The organism is Stenotrophomonas sp. YJH_SMC_10, assembly GCF_059371555.1.
In genome coordinates this window covers 127,531-147,103 of sequence record NZ_JCAFUS010000006.1, presented here as the reverse complement: position 1 = coordinate 147,103, position 19,573 = coordinate 127,531, and the positions used below count along the sequence as shown (strand labels likewise).

At 67.0% G+C, this 19,573-nt stretch carries 22 protein-coding genes and 1 tRNA gene; 9 read left to right on the top strand and 14 right to left on the bottom strand.

The window, feature by feature from the left end; translation table 11 throughout:
- Window positions 1–127 precede the first annotated feature (127 nt).
- The 4 genes from AC5P9C_RS10420 (at window position 128) to AC5P9C_RS10405 (ending at window position 3,987) form a co-directional block, all read left to right on the top strand.
- Window positions 128–511, top strand: coding sequence for a CopL family metal-binding regulatory protein (locus AC5P9C_RS10420; RefSeq protein WP_343543608.1), 384 nt, complete (start codon window positions 128–130; stop codon window positions 509–511).
- 75 nt (window positions 512–586) lie between these two features.
- Complete coding sequence (locus AC5P9C_RS10415) at window positions 587–2,398, top strand: copper resistance system multicopper oxidase (protein WP_414615267.1); 1,812 nt, start codon at window positions 587–589, stop codon at window positions 2,396–2,398.
- A complete protein-coding gene (locus tag AC5P9C_RS10410; RefSeq protein WP_343542016.1) occupies window positions 2,395–3,393 on the top strand; it encodes a copper resistance protein B in 999 nt (332 codons plus the stop codon). The genes AC5P9C_RS10415 and AC5P9C_RS10410 overlap by 4 nt, the downstream gene beginning before the upstream one ends.
- An 81-nt stretch (window positions 3,394–3,474) precedes the next feature.
- Window positions 3,475–3,987, top strand: coding sequence for a GNAT family N-acetyltransferase (locus AC5P9C_RS10405; protein WP_064239052.1), 513 nt, complete (start codon window positions 3,475–3,477; stop codon window positions 3,985–3,987).
- A 75-nt stretch (window positions 3,988–4,062) separates the two neighbouring features.
- Here AC5P9C_RS10405 and AC5P9C_RS10400 read toward each other — a convergent pair whose 3' ends face one another.
- The gene (locus tag AC5P9C_RS10400) at window positions 4,063–4,371 is read right to left on the bottom strand and encodes a TFIIB-type zinc ribbon-containing protein (RefSeq protein WP_164687660.1); all 309 of its coding nucleotides are present in this window, start codon (window positions 4,369–4,371) and stop codon (window positions 4,063–4,065) included.
- A 149-nt stretch (window positions 4,372–4,520) separates the two neighbouring features.
- Here AC5P9C_RS10400 and AC5P9C_RS10395 point away from each other — a divergent pair, with 149 nt between their 5' ends.
- Entirely contained in the window at window positions 4,521–5,288 is a 768-nt protein-coding gene (locus tag AC5P9C_RS10395) for a CPBP family glutamic-type intramembrane protease (protein WP_343542012.1), read from the top strand.
- A gap of 94 nt (window positions 5,289–5,382) precedes the next feature.
- Window positions 5,383–5,805, top strand: a complete 423-nt coding sequence (locus AC5P9C_RS10390) for a response regulator (RefSeq protein WP_049469893.1) — start codon at window positions 5,383–5,385, stop codon at window positions 5,803–5,805.
- Between the two features lie 56 nt (window positions 5,806–5,861).
- Here AC5P9C_RS10390 and AC5P9C_RS10385 read toward each other — a convergent pair whose 3' ends face one another.
- Both AC5P9C_RS10385 and AC5P9C_RS10380 read right to left on the bottom strand, forming a co-directional pair.
- A complete protein-coding gene (locus tag AC5P9C_RS10385) occupies window positions 5,862–6,800 on the bottom strand; it encodes an alpha/beta hydrolase (protein WP_343542009.1) in 939 nt (312 codons plus the stop codon).
- Between the two features lie 84 nt (window positions 6,801–6,884).
- The gene (locus AC5P9C_RS10380; RefSeq protein WP_343542007.1) at window positions 6,885–7,730 is read right to left on the bottom strand and encodes an alpha/beta hydrolase; all 846 of its coding nucleotides are present in this window, start codon (window positions 7,728–7,730) and stop codon (window positions 6,885–6,887) included.
- Window positions 7,731–8,204: 474 nt separating this feature from the next.
- On the opposite strand from AC5P9C_RS10380, the gene AC5P9C_RS10375 reads away from it, so the two are divergent.
- Entirely contained in the window at window positions 8,205–9,284 is a 1,080-nt protein-coding gene (locus AC5P9C_RS10375; protein ID WP_343542006.1) for an acyltransferase family protein, read from the top strand.
- 296 nt (window positions 9,285–9,580) lie between these two features.
- Window positions 9,581–9,889: a hypothetical protein gene (locus tag AC5P9C_RS10370; protein ID WP_343542004.1), complete on the top strand. Its 309-nt coding sequence runs from the start codon at window positions 9,581–9,583 to the stop codon at window positions 9,887–9,889.
- 73 nt (window positions 9,890–9,962) lie between these two features.
- Here the strand turns inward: AC5P9C_RS10370 and AC5P9C_RS10365 are convergent.
- Window positions 9,963–10,038, bottom strand: a tRNA-Lys gene (locus AC5P9C_RS10365).
- Between the two features lie 166 nt (window positions 10,039–10,204).
- On the opposite strand from AC5P9C_RS10365, the gene AC5P9C_RS10360 reads away from it, so the two are divergent.
- The gene (locus tag AC5P9C_RS10360; RefSeq protein ID WP_343542002.1) at window positions 10,205–11,158 is read left to right on the top strand and encodes a DUF2268 domain-containing putative Zn-dependent protease; all 954 of its coding nucleotides are present in this window, start codon (window positions 10,205–10,207) and stop codon (window positions 11,156–11,158) included.
- A 70-nt stretch (window positions 11,159–11,228) separates the two neighbouring features.
- Here the strand turns inward: AC5P9C_RS10360 and queC are convergent, their stop codons facing one another.
- The 10 genes from queC to ruvB all read right to left on the bottom strand — a co-directional run bounded on the left by queC (window position 11,229) and on the right by ruvB (window position 19,539).
- Window positions 11,229–11,894: a 7-cyano-7-deazaguanine synthase QueC gene (gene queC, locus AC5P9C_RS10355; protein WP_343542000.1), complete on the bottom strand. Its 666-nt coding sequence runs from the start codon at window positions 11,892–11,894 to the stop codon at window positions 11,229–11,231.
- Window positions 11,895–11,971: 77 nt separating this feature from the next.
- The gene (gene queE / locus AC5P9C_RS10350) at window positions 11,972–12,673 is read right to left on the bottom strand and encodes a 7-carboxy-7-deazaguanine synthase QueE (RefSeq protein WP_049465524.1); all 702 of its coding nucleotides are present in this window, start codon (window positions 12,671–12,673) and stop codon (window positions 11,972–11,974) included.
- A gap of 109 nt (window positions 12,674–12,782) precedes the next feature.
- Complete coding sequence (gene ybgF, locus AC5P9C_RS10345; RefSeq protein WP_312581765.1) at window positions 12,783–13,601, bottom strand: tol-pal system protein YbgF; 819 nt, start codon at window positions 13,599–13,601, stop codon at window positions 12,783–12,785.
- Window positions 13,602–13,604: 3 nt separating this feature from the next.
- Complete coding sequence (pal, locus tag AC5P9C_RS10340; protein WP_049465529.1) at window positions 13,605–14,123, bottom strand: peptidoglycan-associated lipoprotein Pal; 519 nt, start codon at window positions 14,121–14,123, stop codon at window positions 13,605–13,607.
- Window positions 14,124–14,187: 64 nt separating this feature from the next.
- Window positions 14,188–15,507: a Tol-Pal system beta propeller repeat protein TolB gene (gene tolB / locus AC5P9C_RS10335; RefSeq protein WP_049465532.1), complete on the bottom strand. Its 1,320-nt coding sequence runs from the start codon at window positions 15,505–15,507 to the stop codon at window positions 14,188–14,190.
- 282 nt (window positions 15,508–15,789) lie between these two features.
- On the bottom strand, window positions 15,790–16,845 hold the full coding sequence (gene tolA / locus AC5P9C_RS10330) for a cell envelope integrity protein TolA (protein WP_053461156.1): 1,056 nt from the start codon (window positions 16,843–16,845) through the stop codon (window positions 15,790–15,792).
- Window positions 16,835–17,263, bottom strand: a complete 429-nt coding sequence (gene tolR, locus AC5P9C_RS10325; RefSeq protein WP_005410751.1) for a protein TolR — start codon at window positions 17,261–17,263, stop codon at window positions 16,835–16,837. The genes tolA and tolR overlap by 11 nt, the downstream gene beginning before the upstream one ends.
- A gap of 24 nt (window positions 17,264–17,287) precedes the next feature.
- Window positions 17,288–18,067, bottom strand: a complete 780-nt coding sequence (tolQ, locus tag AC5P9C_RS10320) for a protein TolQ (RefSeq protein WP_005410752.1) — start codon at window positions 18,065–18,067, stop codon at window positions 17,288–17,290.
- A gap of 10 nt (window positions 18,068–18,077) precedes the next feature.
- Window positions 18,078–18,509 (bottom strand): tol-pal system-associated acyl-CoA thioesterase, encoded by a 432-nt coding sequence (ybgC, locus tag AC5P9C_RS10315; protein WP_049465537.1) that lies wholly within the window; start codon window positions 18,507–18,509, stop codon window positions 18,078–18,080.
- Complete coding sequence (ruvB, locus tag AC5P9C_RS10310) at window positions 18,499–19,539, bottom strand: Holliday junction branch migration DNA helicase RuvB (RefSeq protein WP_049465540.1); 1,041 nt, start codon at window positions 19,537–19,539, stop codon at window positions 18,499–18,501. The genes ybgC and ruvB overlap by 11 nt, the downstream gene beginning before the upstream one ends.
- Window positions 19,540–19,573: the final 34 nt, after the last annotated feature.

The window sequence follows — 19,573 nt, the reverse complement described above, 5'->3', positions numbered from 1 at the left end:
ACGCTCGGCTGCCGTTGCCGCAGAAGCCGCCTAGCGCGGGCGTGGCGCTACATTGGTGCAGGTCCAATCTTGAACACGACATTCAGCAACAAGTGCATCCGCGCCCGCTTGCGGCTAAATTGACGCCATGTCCCTTGCCTCGACCCTGCTGCGTGTCGTGCTCATGCTCAGCCTGTTGCTCAACGGGCTGAACGCGGCCATGGCCGGTGGCCACGAGGACATGGGGCGGATGGCGCACGCCATGGCCGCCGCTGCGGTGGACAGCGGGGCCGACTGCCATCACCACGCCGGCATGCAGGCCGCCCCGGCCCCGCAGGCCAAGGCCCCCGCCCACGACGCCCACTGCCAGATCAAGGACTGCGTGCGCAGCTGCGCCCAGCACCCGCTGCTGGTCGTGCAGCCGTTGCCGTTCATGGCCGGCCCCGCGTTGTCGCTGGCCCCGCAGCCGATCCCGGCCAGCGAGCGTCCGGCGCCGCCGCTGCCGCCGATCTCGCGCCCTCCCATCGGCTGATTCCACACGCATCGTGCGCCCTGCGCACCGCAGCCGGCCGCCTGCCGGCGTCTTTACGTGTCTGGAGTCACCACCATGAATACCCGCATTCCCCCCGGTCCGGGCGCTGTGCCCATGCCGTCGCGCCGCCTGTTCGTGCAAGGCCTGGCTGCTGGCGGCGTGGTCGCTGGCATCGCCGCCGTCGGCGTGCCGCAGCGCGCGCTTGCCGCCGCCCGCGCCACGCCTCGCCTGGCCGGCGCCCCCGCTGTCCTCAGCGACACCCGCATCGAACTGGCCATCGGCGAATCGCTGGCCAACTTCACCGGGCGCACCCGTCCGGCGATCACCGTCAACGGATCGCTGCCGGCACCGATCCTGCGCTGGCGCGAAGGCCAGACCGTGGACCTGTTCGTGCGCAACACGCTGGAGCGCCACCCGACCTCGATCCACTGGCACGGCATCCTGCTGCCGGCCAACATGGACGGCGTGCCCGGCCTGAGCTTCAACGGCATCGGCCCCGGCGAGACCTACCACTACCACTTCCAGCTTAAGCAGTCGGGCACCTACTGGTACCACAGCCATTCGATGTTCCAGGAGCAGGCCGGCCTGTACGGTGCACTGATCATCGATCCGGCCGAGCCAGCGCCGTACCACCACGACCGCGAGCACGTGATCCTGCTGTCCGACTGGACCGACATGGACCCGGGTGCGTTGTTCCGGCGCATGAAGAAGCTCGCCGAGCACGACAACTACTACAAGCGCACCCTGCCCGACTTCCTGCGCGATGCGAAGCGTGACGGCTGGTCGGCCGCGCTCTCCGACCGCGGCATGTGGGGCCGGATGCGGATGACGCCCACCGACATCTCCGACATCAACGCGCACACCTACACCTACCTGATGAACGGTACGGCGCCCGTCGGCAACTGGACCGGGCTGTTCCGCAGCGGGGAAAAGGTACTGCTGCGCTTCATCAATGGCGCCTCGATGACCTACTTCGATGTGCGCATTCCCGGCCTGAAGATGACCGTGGTCGCCGCCGATGGCCAGTACATCCATCCGGTCAGCATCGATGAGTTCCGCATCGCTCCCGCCGAAACCTACGATGTGCTGGTCGAGCCCACCGGCCAGGACGCGTTTACCATCTTCTGCCAGGACATGGGCCGCACCGGCTTCGCCGCCGGCACGCTGGCGGTACGCCATGGCCTGCAGGCGCCGATCCCCGCACGCGACCCGCGCCCGTTGCTGACCATGAGCGACATGGGGCATGACATGGGCGGTGGCGGTCATGGCGGGCACGACATGACCGCGATGAAGGGCATGGAAGGCGGCTGCGGCGCCAGCATGGGCCACGGTGCGCATGGCGGCGGCGATGCCGCCAGCAAGGCGCCAAAGCACCCGCCCAGCGAGCGCAACAACCCGCTGGTGGACATGCAGAGCTCGGCGACCGAACCAAAGCTGGACGACCCTGGCATCGGCCTGCGCGACAACGGCCGCAAGGTGCTGACCTACGGCGCGATGCGCAGCCTGTTCGAGGATCCGGATGGCCGCGAGCCGGGCCGCGAGATCGAGCTGCACCTGACCGGGCACATGGAGAAATTCTCCTGGTCGTTCGACGGCATCCCGTTCGCCAGCGCCGAACCACTGCGACTGAACTACGGCGAGCGCATGCGCATCGTGCTGGTCAACGACACCATGATGCAGCACCCGATCCACCTGCACGGCGTGTGGAGCGATCTGGAGAACGCGCAGGAGGAATTCCAGGTGCGCAAGCACACCATCGACATGCCGCCGGGCACCCGCCGCAGCTATCGCGTGCGCGCCGATGCGCTCGGCCGCTGGGCGTACCACTGCCATCTGCTCTACCACATGGAAGCGGGCATGATGCGCGAAGTGAGGATCGAAGAATGAGCCGCTCACTGCTTCCCCCCAGCCTGCTGGCCCTGGGCCTGGCTGCCGCGTTGCCGGCGTTCGCGCAATCGCATGCCGGGCATGACATGGGCGCGATGGAGCCACCGGCGAAGACCGCGGGAACGCCGGCCGAACAGGTCGATCCGGTCGATCATTCGAAAATGGACCATTCGACGATGGATCATTCGAAGATGGACCATTCGAAGATGGACCATTCGACGATGGATCACTCCATGATGGACCACGCAGCAATGGGTCACGCCTCGCCCGCCTCGCCCGCATCCACCGAACCGCGCGAACCCATCCCGGTGCCCACCGATGCTGACCGCGCTGCGGCCTTCCCGCCGATCGCCCATGGCGCGATGGAGCACGCGCCGGAGATCAACAGCCTGCTGCTGATCGACCGCCTCGAACACTGGGACGGCAAGGACAGCACGGGCCAGGCCTGGGAGGCCACCGGGTGGGTCGGTGGCAACATCAACCGCCTGTGGCTGCGCACCGACGGCGAACGCAGCAAAGGCCGCACCGAGTCATCGGCGGTTGAAGCCCTGTATGGCCGCAGTGTGTCGCCGTGGTGGGACGTGCTGGTCGGCGTGCGCCAGGACTTCCGGCCGGCCGACTCACGCACCTGGGCAGCGCTCGGCATCCAGGGCCTGGCGCCGTACAAGTTCGAGAGCTCGGCCACGCTGTACATGGGTTCCGGTGGCCAAGTGCTGGCCAAGGCCGAGGTCGAGTACGACGTGCTGCTGACCAACCGCCTGATCCTGCAGCCGCTGCTGGAAGCCACCGTGGCGGCCAAGGATGAACCGGAGTACGGCATTGGTCGTGGCCTGAACAAGGTCGAAGCCGGGCTGCGCCTGCGCTATGAGTTCAGCCGCCGCTTTGCGCCGTACATCGGCATCAGCCACGAACGCACGTTTGGCGACACCGCCGACTATGCCGGGGACCACGCGCGCGACACGCGCTGGGTCGCCGGCGTGCGCATGTGGTTCTGAGCAGCGGTTCGCAGGCAGTGGCCAGCCCCGGCAGCCGCCGGGGCCGGCTACACTGCGCCACGCTCCATTGCAGGCACCCCCATGTCATTGCAGATCCGCCGCGCCACCCTGGCCGATGTCGACGCCCTGTCGGCCATCGCGATCGCCACCTACAACGAAACCTGGGGCGATTCCTATCCGCCGCAGGAGCTGCATGATTTCCTGCAGACGCACTACAGCAGCGAACCGCAGCGCACCGAACTGTCCGACCCACGCAGCGCGATCTGGCTGCTGATGGACGGTGACGCCGTGGTCGGCTATCTGGCTGCCGGCGCCAACACCCTGCCCCATGCCGATGCATGCGAGGGCGACATCGAACTGAAGCGGTTCTACATCCTGGCCGCACACCAGAACGGCGGCCATGGTGCACGCCTGATGGACGCGTTCATGGCCTGGCTGGATCAGCCGCACCGCCGCACCCTGTGGGTGGGCGTATGGGAAGAAAACTTCGGCGCGCAGCGCTTCTACGCGCGATACGGCTGCAGCAAGGTCGGCGAGTACGACTTCATCGTCGGTGACACGCACGACCGCGAGTTCATCCTGCGGCGGCCATGATCGCGTCTCTGTAGAGTCGAGCCACGCTCGACCATCGGCGGCAACATCCAGTCGAGCATGGCTCGACGCTGCAAGCTAGAAATCGAACAGCTCCGACAGGAAGCTGTCCTTCTTCTTTTTGCGGTAGCCCTGGCCCCGGTTGTCCTCGTAGCGCTGGCCGAGATGGCGGGTATCACGGTGCATTACCGGTGGCGGCGCGGACGCCGGCGGAGCCTGCACGGGCGCTGGCGGAGGTACTGCAGCAACCGCACCCGCACGCTCGATGATCTTGTCCAGCTCGCCACGATCCAGCCATACCCCCCGGCAGCTCGGGCAGTAGTCAATCTCGATGCCATGGCGTTCGGCCATCTGCAGGGTCTGGGTCTTGCACACGGGGCACAGCATCGGCGTCGCTCCTGTCGGTGTGGTAACGACTCTACCTGCGCGGCGATGACTCTGCGGCAACACATGACCGATGGCACAAGGACTTCCGGCGCGTGCCAGCCCACCTGCCGCGCAGCACACTGCGGTCTCGTTCCGCCGGAGGTGCGTGCATGACTGTGCTGTCCCGCCAGCCCGCCGCCGTACGCGTGCTGCTGGTCCTGCTCGGCGTCGGCCTGGGCCTGAACCTGCGCGATATCGCCGCGGCCATCGGCACACCGATCCCGGCGCTGCCGATCCCCTATGGCGGCAGCCTGCTCGACAACGCACTGGCGGTGCTGATGGCAGTGCTGTTGGCCCTGCTACTGCGCCCCCGCGGCATGGGCCTGCTGGCCAGCCTCGGGCTGCGCGGAAACGGCTGGGGCGGACCGTTGTGGGTGCTGCTGGCCAGCCTGACCTGCTGGCTGGGACTGGCGCTGCTCGGCACGCCGAACACCGCGCTGACCGCGTTGGACGCCACGATGCTGGCGGTCCTGTTCCCACTGGCTGAGGAAGTGCTGTTCCGCGGCCTCGGCGTCGTGCTGCTGGTGAAGATCGTGCGCGCCCCCTGGCCATGGCTCGCGCTGCCGCAGGCGCTGTTGTTCGGCATGGTGCACTGGCTCGGATTCGGCGGGCTTGATGGTGGCGGCACCGCACTGTTCGTCGGTGCGGTGATCGCCCTCGGTGGCTTCATCTTCGCCTGGCTCGACCACCTCGACGGCGACACCCTGTGGTGCGGCCTGGTCCTGCACGTTTCGATGAACCTTGCCTGGAATGTGTTCAGCCTCGACGACGCCGTCGCACTGGGCTGGCAGGCCACCGGCCTGCGCATCGGCACCGCCCTGCTGGCGGTCGCGGTCCTGGCCTGGCAGGTGCGCCGCCGGCGCCAGACGCACCTGTAACGCCCACTTAGCTTGCCGTGCACGCCGGTATCACCCCCGGCTTGCGCATACTTGCGCGCCTTTCGCTCCCCCTGTTGTCCGGAGTTGCCGCGTCATGTTGCTGTCCAAGCGCCACGTTGAGCCCCGCGTCCTGTTGATCGAGGACGCAGAAGAAACCCGTGAACTGAGCCGCTTGGCGCTGGAAAGCCAGGCGTGCCATGTGGTGGGCGTGAGCTCTGCCGAAGCGGCACTGGGCCTGCTGGCAGCCGGCGAACGTTTCGACCTGCTGTTCACCGATGTCAACCTGGGCCCGATCAGCGGCATCGAGGCCGCCAACCGGGTCCGCAACCTCCACCCCCAGCTGCCGATCCTGGTGACGTCGGGCATGGACCAGCACGCGGTGCTGCCCCAGTTGCGCGACGGCATTCATTTCCTGCCCAAGCCCTACAACATGAGCGAACTGCTCGATGCGATCCGGCTCTGCTTCCGGCACGCCGATGTGGGCGTATTGACCGGACCGGATGCACAGGCCGCCTAAGGCATTCATCCACACCACACCCCGGTATCCATGCCATGCGTGGATGCCACCGGCCATCAACCGCCGGTATACGGCCCCTCGCCCGGCATCACTTCCAGCAGCGCACGGGTGATCGCCCGCGGGTAGACGGTCAGGTGGTCCTCACCGTCGATCACCACGTTGTCCACCTTCAGCTTGCGGCCGCTGCGCTGAAGCTGGGCGGTGAAGTCGGCGGTCTGGCGCAGCATGTCGTTGCCGGTTGAATAGCGCGGCCCGGGCTTGTCCGTTTCATAGCTGCCCACCGACAACAGCACGCGCGTGGGCTGCGCCGGGACGACGGCGGCGTCCTGCATGCGTGGCAGCAGCAGCTGGTCGAACCACAGCGACGGACTGGACAGGATGTAGGTGCTGAACAAGTCCGGCTGGGTGGTCAACACATAGGCGCCGAACAGCGCGCCATAGGAGTGGCCGGCGAACATGCGGCGGGTGGGATCGGTGCGGTAGCGCGCATCGACCACTGGCAGCACCTGCGCTGCCAGGAAATCGCGGTAGTGCGCGGCCCCGCCGTAGGCGACGTCGTCGCTGTAGTAGCCATCGACCGTACGCGCCGGGGTGCTGGGCGTGTAGTCGCGTGAGCGGCTCTGCTTGGAGGTCAGGCCCTCCTGCGGCGGCAGCCCGACCAGGATAAAATCCTCGATGTTGACGCCCTTCTGCCCGACCAGGTTGCGCACGCTGCGTACCAGCGGGAAGCTGTACAGCGCATCGGTCACGTACAGCACCGGGTAGTGCTTTTCCGGATGCGCCGCATAGTCGGCCGGCAGTGCGACCCAGATCGGGTAATCGCGCCCCGCCGGGTCATGCACGCGCAGCGCTTCGGTCTCCGGCAGCACCACACCTGGCGTGGCAGTCGGCGCACTGTCCTTCGCTTCATTCTGCATTGCGGGCGGCGCCACCGACATCGCACAGCCACTCACGGCCAGGCAGGCCGCCACACTCCATCCACGCACACGCTGCATCCACACTCTCCCGTTGCGGGCGACGCACCCGAGTGGCGTCGCCACCGCATACTCACACGTCGCGCGGCGCCTCGCCACGCGCGGTCAGGGCGAGGCCGGCGGCGCCGGGAACAGTGTGCGCAGCGCCTGCAATGCGGCCGGATGATAGATCGTAGCGTGGGTTTCTTCCGGCAACGGCAGGTACTTCACCAGCGGCGACGGCGAAGCCTGCTGCAGGATCTCGGCCAGTCGTGCAGTGGATGCGGCCAGCTCCGGCTGCCCGCTGCTGGCCAGGAATACGCGCGGCTGCGCACGCGTCACCGCCGGCAGCTGCTTGGCCGCCCCGGCCAGCATTGCACCACGGTTCCACCACAGGCTGGGGTCCAGCGCGATGTAGCTGTTGAACAGTGTCGGTTCCTGCAGCAGCGTTTCGACCACGAACAGTCCGGCCAGCGACTCGCCGATCAACGCGCGTTCGTCGGTAGTCGGGTAGCGCTGGCGCACCTGCGGCATCAGTTCATCGCGCAGGAACGTGCGGTAGGCCGCCGAGCCACCAATGCGTGGCGCGATCTTCTGGTCCTGCGGGTCCCTGCTGGGGCCGGTCATGTCGCGGCGGCGCTCGGTGTTCTCGATGCCGACCAGCAGGAACGGGCGCATGCTGCCGTTGCCGGTCAGCACCTGCACCAGCCCGGCCACATGCAGGAAATCCTCACCGACGCCGCCGTCGGGCATGTACAGCACCGGCAACGGCGCCTTCGGGTCCAGGCCCCACGGCTGCGGACGGTAGACATTGATGCGGCGGGTTTCGCCCAGCGCCTTCGACTCGATGGTGAAGGTTTCGCCGATCACCAGTGGGGTTGCGGCAGCCTGTGCGGATGGCGCGGGTTCTGCCGCCTTCAGAGGTGCTGTGGAGACAACCGACAACAACAGTGACAGCACGATCAGGCGCATGACGGGCCCCTTCCTGGGAAAGACGCCGAGCATAGCGTCAAGGCCAGGGCATTGGCGACTCCGCATGCCTGCACGTGTACAACGGCACTGCGCGATGCTTGAAGTCCCTCAAAGAATGGCTGGCATCCGGGTGCTACCCTGCATCGTTTCCTGCAAGGGGTTCGGATATGGGAGGTTTCAGCATTTGGCACTGGATCATTCTTCTGGCCGTCGTTCTCATCCCGGTCGGCATCGCCGCCGTCATCGCAGCGATTGTTCTCAAGCGAAGGTAGTACCTTCTCAGCTGCGGCCTCCCTTGTTCGCAGGGGGGCTGCGCCGCGCTGCACGCCATCAGCGCGTGGCCCGAACCTCCGGTTCTGCGGGTCGGCCAGGCGTCGCACACAGTCGTGCAAGCCAACCCGACGCACTGGCCGGTCCGGTGCCGCCCCAGGACGGGACCGGGTCAGTACAATGCGCGGCAGCAAGGGAGAAAAGATGAGTCAGCACGCCAGTCCACACCGCTTTCTGTCGCTGCAAGTTCTACGCGGCGTCGCAGCGCTGGCCGTGGTCGTGTTCCATCTTCGGGGTGTCGAGATCAAATATCTGCCTGGTGAGGCGATCCTCGACGGGATCGGGCGCTACGCGGACGCCGGCGTGGATCTGTTCTTCGTGTTGTCCGGCTTCGTCATGACCACCCTCACCGCCGGTCGCGAGGGAGGAATTGCCGCCGCCGGCACCTTCCTGGCCCGGCGTGCGTGGCGGGTGCTGCCGCCGTACTGGATATTCACTACCTTGGTGGTGGTGTTGATGGCCCTGGTCCCGACGATGGTGAACTCGTCTTACCACGACCAGAGCATACTGGCCTCCTATCTGTTGATTCCGCACCAGCAACTTCCAGTGTTGACGGTAGGGTGGACTCTGGTGCACGAGGCCTACTTCTATCTGATGTTCGCCGTGGCGATCGCCTTTGTCCCGGCTCGAGCCCTGACCACGTTCCTGCTCGGGTGGGCCGCTCTGATCGGCGCCGCCCATCTGTTTGCACCGGCGGCCACTTCGCCAGCCCATGTGCTGGTCATCAATTCGCTCACCTTCGAATTCATTGCGGGTGCGCTGCTGGGCCTGCACTGGCGCTACCTTCCGCGCAGCCTTGGCTGGCCCTTGGCACTTGGCGGGGGAGCACTCGCGGTGGCCGCAGCCAGTCTTCTGCCCACCGAAGGCCCGTCGATCATGCCGGTGTGGACCCGGGTCATGCTGTTTGGCACGGCCAGCGCGCTCCTTGTCGCCGGGGCAGTGCTGATCGAAGCGCGTGCACGGCGAGCGCCACCGAACAGCCTGATCCTGTTGGGCGATACGTCCTATGCCCTGTATCTGTCCCATATCTTCGTGATCTCGGTCGCCGGCCGCCTATGGTCGATGCTGCTGCCCACAGGGGCCTGGTGGAATCACGGCCTCTTCGTTGCTGCGACCCTGCTGGCATGCTGCGTGGTCGGCTATCTGGTGCATCGCGTGGTCGAACGGCCGTTGCTGCTGTTGCCGCAGCGGATGGCACAGCGCGGGCTCAGCAGGCCTGCATAGTTCCAGGCCTTGCCGGGACAGGCGCCTGGGAAAGTGTCGTCTTTGAATCGTCACTGACGGCACGCACAGCGAATGGCATACAAAGCCAGCACGACACGTGCGTACATCCGCCATTGATGGCGGACGCGGAACTCGCCTCATGCGCCTCCGTTCGGGCCGGGTCATCCGCATTCCGCGCTTTGCGCCGTGCCCGACCCCAGCCGCCGGACGCCGAAGCAGGAACACTGCGCCATGATCCGGGCCATGCTCGGCCTGGTTCCTTCTCGGACCCCATCCAGACTTGCAAGGAGGTTCACATGCTGAATGCCGTGATCATGACCGCGCTGGCCGCCGGCTCGCCAACCTACGCCGATTGCCTGCTTGGCAACATCCAACCCGGGTTGTCCGACCCTGCGGTACAACTGATACAGCAGGCATGTGCTGCGAAGCATCCGGAGAGCTTTGCCGCAGCGATGGAGCTGGAACGCAGATTCAGTGAACAGCGGCAGGCCGACTTCGCGGCGGTCCAGGCGCAGGCGGCACGTTCTGCGAATGCGGCAGCGACGACTGCACAGCAAGCTGCCGACGTGGCGGCCGCCAAAGCGAAGGCGGCAGGGACGCAGTAAAGGCGGCGAACAGGTGCAACAAAAAAGCACCGCCAAGCGGTGCCTTTCGGAATGATCTGGATACCGGATGCAATGGTGGGCCGTGAAGGATTCGAACCTTCGACCAAAAGATTAAAAGTCTTCTGCTCTACCGACTGAGCTAACGGCCCAATGCATCGCCCCGGCCTTTCGGCGGGGTGGGCATTCTACCCTATTTTGGCCGGCCGCGTGGAACCCTGGTGTGTCGGGTTGCCGGCCAGCGGCCGGCACTACCAGCGGGATTAAACCTTTGGCGCCACTGGCGCATCCCATCCGTGGTCCTGTCTGGAGCCATGGATGCGTCTGATCGTCAGCCTGCTTGCCGCCCTGCTGCCCTGCGCAGCCCTGGCCGCCCCATCCCAGGTCGTCACTGACGACATCGCCCGCTTCTGGGCCACCTATGACGCGGTGCGCGCCGAACCCGATGCCGAGCGCCGGGTGGCGCTGGTCCAGCAGCGCTACATCGATCCGGGCAGTCCCGGCCTGCATGCGCTGATGCAGGTGCGCCACTACACTGCCCGCGAATACGCCGAGGCCATGTGGGCCTGGCCACGCTTCTGGACGTCGGTACGGCCGTTGACCGCAAATGCGCAGCAGGCCAGCGCCACGCTGGAGCGCGATCTGGCCGCCTTCCGGGCGCTTTACCCGGCACTGCGCCCGGCCACCATCACGTATGCAGTGGGCGTGCTGCGCACAGGCGGCACCACGCTGGGCGACAAGGTATTGATCGGTGCGGAGATGGCGCTGGGCGATGAGCGCGTGGACGTGAGCGAGCTGCCCGCGCCGATGCGCAGCCGGCTGCGGATCTTCTACGACAGCCGTCCGGGTGCGAACAACGCGCAGAACAACCTGCACGAGTACGTGCATACCCAGCAGCGCGAGACCACCGGCAGCCTGGCCCAGTACACAGTGCGCGAGGGCGTGGCCGAATACGTGGCGGAGCGCATCAGCGGGCGTCGTCCGGCACTGCCGCTGTACACCTATGGACCCGCGCACGAGGCAGAAATCCGCGCGCGCTTCCTTGCCGAGATGCACGGGGACAACCTCGACAACTGGCTGTACAACAGTGCGCGCAATCCGTTCGGTGTGAGCGATCTGGGCTACTACGCCGGCTACCGCATCGCGCAGGAGTACATGCGCCAGCAGGCCGATGAGAAGGACGGCATCGCGCGGATGATCGAGCTGGACTATGCCGATCCGAAGGAGGTGGCCGACTTCATCGAGGCATCGGGATGGTTGCAGGCCCGGTAGGACAAGGAGTGCGAACCCGCGGTCCGCACCTACAGTGAAGCCGGCCAGCGGCCGGCTCTGCCAGACGCGGTCAGGCGTACAGCGTGGGGTCGGGCACGCCGGCTTCGGCGAAGCCCTGCGCGCGCAGGCAGCAGGCGTCGCAGTGGCCGCAGGCGGCGCCGTTGGCGTCGGCGTTGTAGCAGGACACGGTCAGGCCGAAGTCCACGCCCAGGCGCACGCCTTCGCTGACGATCTGGCCCTTGCTGAGGAACTGCAGCGGCGCATGCACCTTGATGCCCGCCCCCTCCACGCCGGACTTGGTGGCCAGGTTGGCCAGTGCCTCGAACGCAGCCACGAACTCGGGGCGGCAGTCCGGGTAGCCGGAGTAGTCCACTGCGTTGACGCCGCAGAAGATGTCGTTGGCGCCGAGCACTTCGGCCCAGCCCAGGGCCAGCGACAGCATGATGGTGTTGCGCGCCGGCACGTAGGTGACCGGGATGCCGGCACCGCCGGCCTCGGGCACGTCGATGTCGTCGGTCAGCGCCGAGCCGCCAATGCTGCGCAGGTCCACGTCCACGGTCTTGTGCGCGACCACGCCCTGGGCCTTGGCCACGCGGGCGGCGGCGTCCAGTTCGGAGGTGTGGCGCTGGCCGTAGCGCACGCTCAGGGCGTGCACGGCGAAGCCCTGTTCCTGGGCCAGGGCGATGACGGCGGCTGAATCCATGCCGCCGGAGAGAAGCACGACTGCCTTCTTCATGGGAAATCTTCCGGTTGGGAGGGGAAAGCCAGCACGCTGTCCCGCGCCGGAGCTACATCAGGGAACGCTGCACCGGCTCATCGGCCGGGCTCGTCGTTCCACAGGATTTTATGCAACTGCATCTGGAAGCGCACCGGCAGCCGGTCTTCGACGATCCAGTCGGCCAACTGCCGTGCGGTGATCTCGCTCTTGCTGGGCGAGAAGAACACGGTGCAGCGCTTTACCAGATCGTGCTCGGCCAGCAGGGCCTTGGCCCAGTCGTAGTCTTCGCGGCTGCAGATGACGAACTTGATCTGGTCACGCGCGGTCAGCAGCGGCAGGTTTTCCCAGCGGTTGCGCGCCACTTCGGCCGAACCCGGGGTCTTGATGTCCACTACCCGCGACACGCGCGGGTCCACCGCGCTGACGTCCAGTGCGCCGGAGGTTTCCAGCGAGACGTCCATGCCGGCATCGCAGAGCTTCTGCAGCAGCACCAGGCAGCGCTTCTGCGCCAGCGGCTCGCCGCCGGTCACGCAGACGTGGCGCACGCCCTGGGCCAGCACCTCGGCCACGATATCGTCGATATCCCACCAGGTGCCGCCATGGAAGGCATAGGCGGTGTCGCAGTACTGGCAGCGCAGCGGGCAGCCGGTCAGGCGCACGAACACGGTCGGCCAGCCAGCGGTATCGGCTTCGCCCTGCAGCGAGGTGAAGATCTCGGTGATCTTCAGGCGCGGCAGGGGCGATTGCACGATGTCGCTGGGCGTGGCGACGGCGTTGGACGGGGTAACGGCGGTCATGGCAGGCAATTCTTCAGGGGCGGGCGACCGGTGTATCGGCGCCGGAAACGAAAGCAGCCGAGCATGGGCTCGGCTCTACAGGGTGCGCAGTGTACGCCCGTCAGGCAGGTCAGCGGATCTGCTTGCCCAGCCGGATCGACTGCAGGCGGTCCTGCGCGGTGCGCGCGGCGTCCGAGCCGGGGTACTGCGCCACGACGGCTTCCAGCGTCTGCTGGGCCTGGTCGACCTTGCCCTCGCCGTATTGCGAGAGGCCAACCTTGAGCAGGCCGCCAGCGGCCTTGTCGTGGGTCGGATAGCGCGAGAGCAGTTCACGGAACTGGGCCTCCGCCATCGGGAAATTGCGGGTGGCGTAGTAGCTCTCGCCCAGCCAGTACAGCGCGTTCGGCGCATAGACGCCGTTCGGGTACAGCTGCAGGAAACTCAGGAACAGCTGCGCCGAATCATCGTACTTGCCGGCCTTCAGTGAATCGAAGGCGACGTTGTAGGAGGTGCGCTCGTCGCCAGTGGCGGCAAGGCTGCCCGCATCACCGTGGACGGAAGGCGGCCGCTCGGAAGTGGCCGCCGCTGCGGGTGTTGCCGGGGCCGGGGCGGCCTTCGGCGCGCTCGCCGGAACGGGCGGCAGGGCCGGGGCGGCATTGCCCCCTTCCAACCGGTTCAGGCGGCTGTCCAGATCCAGGTACTGATCCTGGGCGGACTGCTTGAGCTGGGCATTGTCGTGCTGCAACTGCTCGATCGAGGCCTGCAGGCTGGTGACCTGCTGCCGCAGCTGATTGATCTGGTTCAACAGGTCCTGGTTGGCACTGTTGTTGTACATCTGCTGCTCGAGCGCGCCGACACGGTCGGCCAGGCTCTGTCGCTGTGCGTACGCCGGTGCGGCAGCCACGAGGGCTGCCGCAACGACCAGCATCAGTTTGATGCCGATGCGCATGGATTACTGCGCGGTGTAGACGATTTCGACGCGACGGTTCTGCGACCAGCAGGACTCGTTCGACTCGGTGCAGACCGGACGCTCTTCACCGTAGGACACGACGGTCAGCTGCGAAGCCGAGCCACCGTTGGCCTGCAGGGCCGAGCTGACGCCGTTGCCACGACGCTCACCCAGGGCCTGGTTGTACGCACGCGAACCGCGCTCGTCGGTGTGGCCCTGCAGGGTGATGCGCGAGGACGGACGGTCACGCAGGTACTTGGCGTGGCACGCCATGATGGCCTGGAATTCCGGCTTCACGTCTTCCTTGTCCAGGTCGAAGTAGACAACGCGCTGGCGCAGGCAAGCGTCGGTGTCCAGGTCGCCCGGGCCGTACAGGCCGGAGGTCGACGGGCCGGTCGGGGTGGTGGTCGAGGTGCCGGTGTCGACCGAAGCCGGCACTTCTTCCTTGACCTTCTTCGAGCAACCGGCCAGGACGGCCACAGACAGCAGGGAAACAAGCAGAACGCGGGTGGACTTGTTCATGGCGATACCTTTGTGGCTCCTAAGCCGATGAGGGGTTCAAGACAGCGAAAATATTAACACTCTTTTAGCGCTGGGTACGGTATGGGGACCATGCCGGTTCGCGCACATCTCCGTCAGCCAGAACCAACCGCTGGCGCACGCGCGCATCGGCGGAAACGGCATACAGCACACCACGGCCACCCTCGCGGGCGGCGTACAACACCATGCTTGCGTTGGGCGCAAAGCTCGGAGATTCATCCAGCGAACCCGGGGACAGCGTGCTCCAGCGGGGCGAGCCCAGCGAGCTGTCCATCATCGCGATCTTGTAGCTGTTGCCCGAGCCCTGGGCGACGGCGATCTTCTTGCCATCGTAGGACACCGAGGGCTTGGCATTGTAGTTGCCCTGGAAGGTCACGCGCTCGGCGCTGCCGCCACCGGCACCGACCTTGTAGACCTGCGGACGGCCGCCGCGGTCGGAGGTGAAGTAGACGGCGCTGCCATCCGGGGCCCAGGTCGGCTCGGTATCGATGGCGAAGTGGTTGGTCAGCTGGGTCAGCTGCTTGCTGCCCAGGTCCATCACGTAGATCTCCGGGTTGCCCGAGCGCGACAGGGTCAGGGCCAGCTTGCGGCCGTCCGGCGAGAATGCCGGGGCGCTGTTGATGCCACGGAAGCTGGTCACCAGCTCGCGTGCACCGGTGCCGATGTTCTGGATGTAGATCGCCGAATTGCCACGCTCGAAGCTGACGTAGGCCAGCTTGCTGCCATCCGGGCTCCACGACGGCGACAGCAGCGGCTCGGCCGAACGCACGATGGTCTGCGGGTTGTAGCCATCCGAGTCGGCCACCATCAGCGCATAGCGCATGGCGTCGCCCTTGCCGCTGGCAGTCACGTAGGCGATGCGGGTCCAGAAGGCGCCGCGGATGCCGGTGATCTTCTCGTAGATGGCGTCGGCCATCTGGTGGGCAACGTCGCGCATGGCATTGCCACGGGCGGTCATTGCCAGGCCGAGCAGGCGCTCGCCCTTGGGCACGTCGAACAGTTCGTACTCGACGCGGTAGGCGCCGGCACCGGCATCGAGCACGCGGCCGACCACGATGTAGTTCTGCTTCAGCGCGCGCCAGGTGGCGAACTGGATGTCGCCGCCGCGCACCGGCTTTTCGACGATCTGCGCTTCCGGCAGCGTGCGGAACTGGCCCGAGCGCTCCAGGTCGGCGCGGACCACGCCGGCGACGTCGGTCTGCGGAGCGGCCGACGAACCCTGGTAGGGCATCGGCACGATGGTGATCGGCAGGGCGGAGGCATTGCCGCCGATGATGTCGATATCCAGCCCCTTCTGCTGCGCGACGGCAGCAAAGGGCAGCAACAGGGCCGCAAACACGGCAAGCCAGCGAGGCATCTTTTTCATGGAGCGCTCAATAGGGGGAAACCGGAACGAGGGATAACAAAGCGGCGGTGAACCGCTTCGCAATCATGAACCAAGGGTACGTGAATTCCGGGTCAGTTCCAGCCCGTCCTCTCACACACCGTTAACGTCGTGGCTAACATCGCGCCGCCTGCCCCGGTCACCGCCCAGCGCTACGGTGCCCGACGACCGCCCACAGCCTGTCGGGTCAAGCCCCGGTCCGCCAGCGGCAATTGCGACATCAGTCGGCGCGGGCGGCCCGAGAGCCGCCCTGCCCTCCCCGTCTCAGCGATCCTGGGCGGTAAAGGTGAAGTTGAGCGTGCGTGCGAACACCGACTCGAAGCCGCGGTACGGCAACGGCTGCGCGTTGAGCACGGCGGCCTCGATCGAACGCTTGCCGGCCTCGTCGTAGGGGCAGTTCGGGCTGACCTTGGCCTGCATCACCGTGCCGCCCGGAATCTGGGTAATGGTGATCTGGCAACGCTGGCCCAGCGGCACCGTATCCGGGCGCACCCACTGCGACAGCACCTTGGCCTGGATTGCTGCGGCGTACTTGGCTGAAAGATCGTCGCTGCTGCCGCCACCACCGGCGGCCGGCTGGGAGGCGCCGCTGGCACCGGCGGCCGCACTGCCGGCGGCATTGCGCGCGGCGGCGACCTGGCGCAGCTTCTGCTCGGCCAGCTTGGCTTCCTTCTCGGCCTGCTCGCGGCGGGCCCGGATCTCGGCGATCTTCTTCTGCTTCTCGGCCTCGGCCTTGTCGGCGGCCACGCGTTCCTGCTCGGCCTGCTTCTTCTTCTCGTCCGCTTCCTGCTGCTTGGCCAGGCGCAGCTTCTGCTCCGCTTCTTCCTGGCGCTTGCGCTCGGTCAGGTCGATCTGCTCCTGGCGGCGCTTGGCTTCCTGCTCCTGCTTGGCCTTCTCCTGCGAGATGGCCAGCGCGCTGACCGCTTCCTGGTCCTTGGTATCCGGCTGCGCGACGCGCTCCTGCGCCTGTTGCTGCTGCGGCGTGGGGGCGTCCTGCGGGCGCGGTTCGGGAATCGGCTGCGGCGGCGGGATGGTGTCTTCCGGCACCGGGATCGGTTCGGCGACCGGCGGCGGCAGGTCCTCCAGCTTCTCCGACTGGCGCAGCGCCTGGCGCGCGGCCGAGGCCTCGGACGCGGACAGCGCCAGGCTGGCCTCGACCGAGGGATCGCCTGCGGCGGCGTCGGTATTGCGCTGGGGCGACCACAGCCAGGCCACGATGAAGACCAGCGCGACCAGCAGGTGCACCAGCAACGCCAGCGCCAGGGGCAGGCCCCAGCCGGGTTCGCGCTGATGCGGGGGTGGCAGGGCGTCAGCGTGCATCGGTGGCCAGGCCTACCTTGTCTACCTTGGCGCGCTTGATCACGTCCATCGCGGCAATGACCTTCTCATAGGCCACGGCGCGGTCGGCGGCGACGATCACGCGCACGCCCTTGTCCTGGGCGGCGATGCCGGCCAGGCGGCCTTCCAGTTCCTCGGCCGACACGGCGGTCGGTTCCTTGGCGTCGGGCAGCTTCAGGCTGAGCTGGCCGTCCTGGCGCACCGAGACGATCACCGGGTCCTGCTTGCTCTCCAGCGCCTTGGCATTGGACTGCGGCAGGTCGACGTCGAAGCTCAGGGTGAGCAGCGGCGCGGTGACCATGAAGATGATCAGCAACACCAGCATGACGTCGATGTAGGGAACGACGTTGATTTCCGATTTCAGCTTGCGGCGCTTGCGGCGACCGATGGCAGCGGACATGGCTTGGACTCCCGGGTCAGGCGCTTACTCGTCGCCAGCGCTCTGGCGCTGCAGGATGGAGCTGAACTCTTCGGCGAAGGTCTCGAACCGCACCGACATGCGCTCGACGCGGGTGGTGAAGCGGTTGTACGCCCACACCGCCGGGATCGCCACGAACAGGCCGATGGCGGTGGCGAACAGGGCTTCGGAAATGCCCGGCGCGACGGCGGCGATGCCGGCCTGCGCACCGCTGCTGATCATGTCGTGCATGGTCACCATGATGCCGAACACGGTACCGACCAGGCCCACGTACGGCGCGGTGGAGCCGATGTTGGCCAGCAGCTCCAGGTTGCGCTCGAGCTGGTCCACTTCACGGGTATAGGTGGTGCGCATGGCGCGCTGGGCGCCTTCCAGCTGCGCACGGCCATCCAGGCGGCGCTTGTCGCGCAGGCGGGTGTACTCGCGGAAGCCGGCTTCGAAGATGGCTTCCAGGCCGGTCACGCTGCGGCTGCGGTCGGTGGCCGCGCTGTACAGCTTGCCCAGGTCGGCACCGGACCAGAAGCGGTTCTCGAACTCGTCGGCTTCGCGGGTGGCCTGCTTGAACACGCGGGCCTTGCGGAAAATGATCACCCAGCTGACGAACGAGCCGACCAGCAGCAGCAGCACGATGATCTTCACCGGCAGGCTGGCCTTGGCCATCAGTTCGAGGTAGTTGATGCCGCCGCCGGTGGTGGCCTGGGCAAGGGTCTGTGTCGCGGCGTTGCTGACGTCGGCCGGCAGTGCCTCGGTGACCGTGGCCTGCAGGGCCAGGAGCGTTGCGATCATCCGTTGTTCCTCAGTGTTCGGATTCGGGGTGGAGGTGGGGTTGCAGCACGGCAAGGACGGCCTCGTCCATGCCACGCGGGCGGAAACTGGCCGCTTCCAGTGCGGCGATGCGGACCTGGGCCGACAGCAGCAGCTCGCCGTCGCGCAGGATCTGCTGGTCGAAGACCATGCTGGCCTTCTTCAGCTGGACCAGGCGGGCAGTCACCTGCAGGGTGTCATCCAGCCGTGCCGGCCTGATGAAATCCATCTGCATCGAGCGCACCGCGAAGACCATCCCGTGCTCGGCGCGCATGCGCTCCTGGCCGTAGCCGAGCGCGCGCATCCATTCGGTCCGGGCCCGTTCCATGAAGGCCACGTAGCGGGCGTGGTAGACCACGCCACCCGCGTCGGTATCTTCCCAGTAAATGCGTGTCGGCCAACTGAATCGCGGCTCAACCGACATCGGGAACCTCCGCGAACAGGTCCTGCGGCGGATTCTTCGGCTTCAGGCCCATGTGCCGGTAAGCCTTGTGGGTGGCCATGCGGCCGCGCGCGGTACGCACCAGGAAGCCCTGCTGGATCAGGTACGGCTCGACCACGTCTTCCAGCGTGCCACGCTCCTCCGACAGCGCCGCGGCCAGCGATTCGATGCCGACCGGGCCGCCGTCGAAGTAGTCGACCAGGGTCTTGAGCAGGCGCCGGTCCAGCTCGTCGAAGCCCTCCGGGTCGACCTTCAGCATCTTCATCGCGGCCTGTGCCACCGCCTCGTCGATATGGCCGCCGGCCTTCACCTGGGCGTAGTCACGCACCCGGCGCAGCAGGCGATTGGCGATACGCGGGGTGCCACGCGCGCGGCGCGCGATCTCGCCGGCGCCATCGGCGGTGCAGTCGATGCCGAGGATGGTGGCCGAGCGGCGCACGATCCGGGTCAGTTCTTCGACGCTGTAGAACTCCAGGCGCTGGACGATGCCGAAGCGGTCGCGCAGCGGAGCGGTCAGCAGGCCGGCGCGGGTGGTGGCACCGATCAGGGTGAACGGCGGCAGGTCGATCTTGATCGAGCGGGCGGCAGGGCCCTCGCCGATCATGATGTCGATCTGGAAGTCTTCCATCGCCGGGTACAGCACTTCCTCGACCACCGGCGACAGGCGGTGGATCTCGTCCACGAACAGCACGTCGTGCGGCTGGAGGTTGGTCAGCAGCGCTGCGAGGTCGCCGGCCTTCTCGATCACCGGGCCGGAGGTCACCCGCAGGGCCACGCCCAGCTCGTTGGCGATGACGTGGCTGAGGGTGGTCTTGCCGAGGCCGGGCGGCCCGAAGATCAGCACGTGGTCGAGCGCGTCGCCGCGGGCCTTGGCCGCTTCGATGTAGATCTCCAGCTGCTCGCGCACCGGGGCCTGGCCGAGGTAGTCGGCCAGGCGCTTGGGGCGGATGCTGGCGTCGGCGGCGTCATCCTCGCGGGTGGCGCCGGCGCCGATGATGCGGTCGTCGGTCATACCGTGATTATGCGGTAAATGGTTGCATTCCGGG